Here is a 974-nt window from a genome sequence, read left to right as displayed (position 1 = left end):
ACCAATCTCTGTTCCTGCCATGGAATACCGGTTCGAAGATTGGCATATCTAACATTCCAGCAGTCCCTCTCAAGTTGTCAAGGTGCGTAATCGTGAGAATGAGAGAGTAAATAGAAGAAAGCACTAGTTTATAGTGGGAGTTTATAGTGGGAGGAAGTCGGGTTGGGTGCCCTGAGCGCTCGGCAGTACCGTCAGCTGCTGGTCATCCAGGAACTGTATCGTCAGCAGGAAGAGATGTACCGCAGGAAGACCCGTCGCATCGAGGACCGAATCGTCAGCATTTCACAACCCCATGTGCGGCCCATCGTTCGTGGCAAGGTACGCGCTAACGTGGAGTTTGGCGCAAAGGTGGCAATCAGTGTGGTGAATGGGTACGCAAGGCTGGAGCGGCTCGACTGGGACAGCTTTCACGAAGGCAAAACCCTGCAGGCGGCAGTGGAGGCCTACCGGGAGCGGTATGGCCATTATCCAGAAGCTGTGCTGGCCGACAGGGCTTATCGGAGTCGGGAGAACCTGCGTTACTGCAAAGAGCGAGGTATTCGCCTGAGTGGACCGCCACTGGGTCGGCCCTCGCAGACGTCACGGGCAGAACAGGCACGGATTGAGAGACAGGACGCAGCGGAACGAAACGCAATCGAAGGGAAGTTTGGCGAAGGCAAGCGTCTGTATGGTCTGGGCTTGATTCGGGCGCATCTGCGGGCAACGAGCGAGACGGTTATCGCGCTGCAACTGCTCGTGATGAATTTGGAGCGGCGACTCCGCCTTCTTTTGTCCCTTGTCCTTGCATGGCTCCGCAACTTCCCAATTCCAACTGCGCTGGCGACCTCGTGACCCGTTCAGCAGACCCTATCTAACACCGGTTGAATGCGAAAGAAGATATTTCCAAGCGTTGAGGGCCAAGGCAAGCTGAGTGGGAACAGAAACCATATCAGAATATTAAAACTTACAATTTCTCTGTTTTGGGGTGTCTATTC

1 pseudogene is annotated in these 974 nt (G+C 54.5%); it reads left to right on the top strand.

Going from position 1 to position 974, the window contains the following annotated elements:
• Positions 1-162 precede the first annotated feature (162 nt).
• Positions 163-831: pseudogene (locus ASH01S_RS17610) on the top strand (transposase); the annotation flags it as partial.
• Positions 832-974: the final 143 nt, after the last annotated feature.

It is taken from the genome of Alicyclobacillus shizuokensis NBRC 103103, from assembly GCF_001552255.1.
Lineage (GTDB): Bacteria > Bacillota > Bacilli > Alicyclobacillales > Alicyclobacillaceae > Alicyclobacillus_G > Alicyclobacillus_G shizuokensis.
This window is presented reverse-complemented; position numbering and strand designations above follow the sequence as displayed.